Annotated in this window: 3 protein-coding genes; 1 reads left to right on the top strand and 2 read right to left on the bottom strand. The window is 74.1% G+C overall.

Annotation, left to right across the window (positions count from 1 at the left end; genetic code table 11):
• The coding region (locus GTR00_RS19540; RefSeq protein ID WP_166613220.1) for a hypothetical protein at nt 1–207 on the bottom strand (207 nt) is incomplete at its 3' end.
• A 236-nt stretch (nt 208–443) separates the two neighbouring features.
• Here GTR00_RS19540 and GTR00_RS19535 point away from each other — a divergent pair.
• On the top strand, nt 444–869 hold the full coding sequence (locus GTR00_RS19535; protein ID WP_205706235.1) for an STAS domain-containing protein: 426 nt from the start codon (nt 444–446) through the stop codon (nt 867–869).
• A gap of 117 nt (nt 870–986) precedes the next feature.
• Here GTR00_RS19535 and fbaA read toward each other — a convergent pair whose 3' ends face one another.
• Entirely contained in the window at nt 987–2,009 is a 1,023-nt protein-coding gene (gene fbaA / locus GTR00_RS19530; protein WP_166613218.1) for a class II fructose-bisphosphate aldolase, read from the bottom strand.
• Nucleotides 2,010–2,131: the final 122 nt, after the last annotated feature.

Raw genomic sequence — 2,131 nt, 5'->3', positions numbered from 1 at the left:
GTTCTGGCGCGCCGCCAGCCCCGCGGCGCGCCAGAACGCGGTCAGCCCCGCGGGCACCTGCGCGGGCGAGGCGGCGCCGGCCAGGTGCGCGGCCGCGTCGTCCGCGGCGGCCACCGCGGCGTCCCCGCCGTCCGCCGGCAGCTCCAGCAGCAGCACCGCCGCCGGGGCGTCGCGCAGCAGCAGGCGCTGCGGTCGGCTGCCGGGCATCGCTGGAGCTCCTCGGGTGGCTGGTGCGTCGCAGGTGCGCGACGGCGACCCCGACCTCGCTGGATAGCATGCAGGGGGCCTCGACCCGCCGCGCGCCGAGGGTGTCCGCGCTCCCCCGGGGAGGGACACGTCGCGCCGCGGGGGCGTCGTGTCCTACTGTGCGGCGACGAGCCGCGCAGACACCGGCTGCCTGCAGCCAACGGGCACGGCCACCAGCGCGGTACTGCGGAGGGACGATGACGAACGACGCGACACCCCCTGGGGAGACGTCCCGCATGCCCGAGGTCCGCTCGGTCGACCCGGGGTCCGTGCACGTGCTCTACGAGCCCCGCGCCACCCGGGTCGTGCTCACCGGGGAGATCGACGCCGAGCTCGGGCCGGACCTGCTCGAGGCCGCCGAGGACGCCCTGTCCTCCGGCCGCCCGCTGCAGGTGGACGCCCACCACGTGACCTTCATGGACTCCACCGGCCTGGCCTTCCTGGCCCGCCTGGCCTCGCGCTCGCGCGGTCGCCGGGTGACGCTGATCCGCCCGCCGGCGGTGGTGAAGTTCCTGATCGAGACGACGAACATCGTGCAGCTGCTCGACGTGGTCGACGAGGAGCCGCGCCCGGGTCCCGACACCTCCCCCGGCGCCTACGACGACGGGCCCGAACCGGCCTGACGCCGCTCCCCGGCCGGGTCCTGCCAGGTCCTGCGGTCGGGTCCGCGCCCGGGCGGGCACCCCGACCACGACGCGCGCCGGCCCGGGCCCCCGCGGGGGCCCGGGCCGGCGCGGGCCTCACTTCAGGCGCTGACCGGCGCTGCGCAGGGACTGCGCGGCCTCGACGACGCGGGCCGCCATGCCGGCCTCGGCGAGCTTGCCCCAGGTGCGCGGGTCGTACATCTTCTTGTTGCCGACCTCGCCGTCGACCTTGAGCACGCCGTCGAAGTTGCGGAAGACGTGCTCGGCGACGGGGCGGGTGAAGGCGTACTGGGTGTCGGTGTCGACGTTCATCTTGACGACGCCGTGGTCGACGGCGGCGGAGATCTCCTCGGGCAGGGAGCCGGAGCCGCCGTGGAAGACGAGGTCGAAGGGGCGCTCCTTGCCGACCTCCTTGCCGACCTCGTCCTGGATCTGCTGGAGGATCTCCGGGCGCAGCTTGACGTTGCCGGGCTTGTAGACGCCGTGGACGTTGCCGAAGGTGAGGGCGGTGAGGTAGCGGCCCTTCTCGCCGGTGCCGAGGGCGCGCACGGTGGCCAGGGCGTCGTCGACGGTGGTGTAGAGCTTGTCGTTGATCTCGTTGGCGACGCCGTCCTCCTCGCCGCCGACGACGCCGATCTCGACCTCCAGGACGATCTTCGCGGCGGCGGCCTTGCCGAGCAGCTCCTCGGCGATGCGCAGGTTCTCGTCGAGGGGGACCGCGGAGCCGTCCCACATGTGGGACTGGAACAGCGGGTCGCGACCGCCGTCGACGCGCTCCTGGGAGATGGCGAGCAGGGGGCGGACGTAGCTGTCGAGCTTGTCCTCGGGGCAGTGGTCGGTGTGCAGGGCGATGTTGACGCCGTAGCCCTTGGCGACGTGGTGGGCGTACTCGGCGAGGGCCTGCGCGCCGAGGACCATGTCCTTGACGGTGCTGCCGGAGAGGAACTCCGCGCCGCCGGTGGACACCTGGACGATGCCGTCGCTCTCGGCCTCGGCGAAGCCGCGGATGGCGGCGTTGAGCGTCAGCGAGGAGGAGACGTTGATGGCGGGGTAGGCGAAGGACCCTGCCTTCGCGCGGTCCAGCATCTCGGCGTAGACGTCCGGGGTGGCGATGGGCATGTCGACTCCTCGTCGTGGCGGCTCTGGCGTGCTGATCCTTCCACGAGGGGTGGGCGCGGGGCAGGAGGGTCCGCGGAGGTGCTCGTCACGGGGCGCTGCGGGCCGGGCGCGCTGCGCGGCGG

Source organism: Kineococcus indalonis, from assembly GCF_009906395.1.
Taxonomy (GTDB): Bacteria; Actinomycetota; Actinomycetes; order Actinomycetales; family Kineococcaceae; genus Kineococcus; species Kineococcus indalonis.
Note: the sequence above shows the minus strand (reverse complement) of the source record. Positions and strands in the feature narration are given on the sequence as shown.

Coding starts and splice junctions, on each gene's coding strand:
- GTR00_RS19535 (WP_205706235.1), top strand. CDS start 444: ATGACGAACGACGCGACACCCCCTGGGGAGACGTCCCGCATGCCCGAG.
- fbaA (WP_166613218.1), bottom strand. CDS start 2,009: ATGCCCATCGCCACCCCGGACGTCTACGCCGAGATGCTGGACCGCGCG.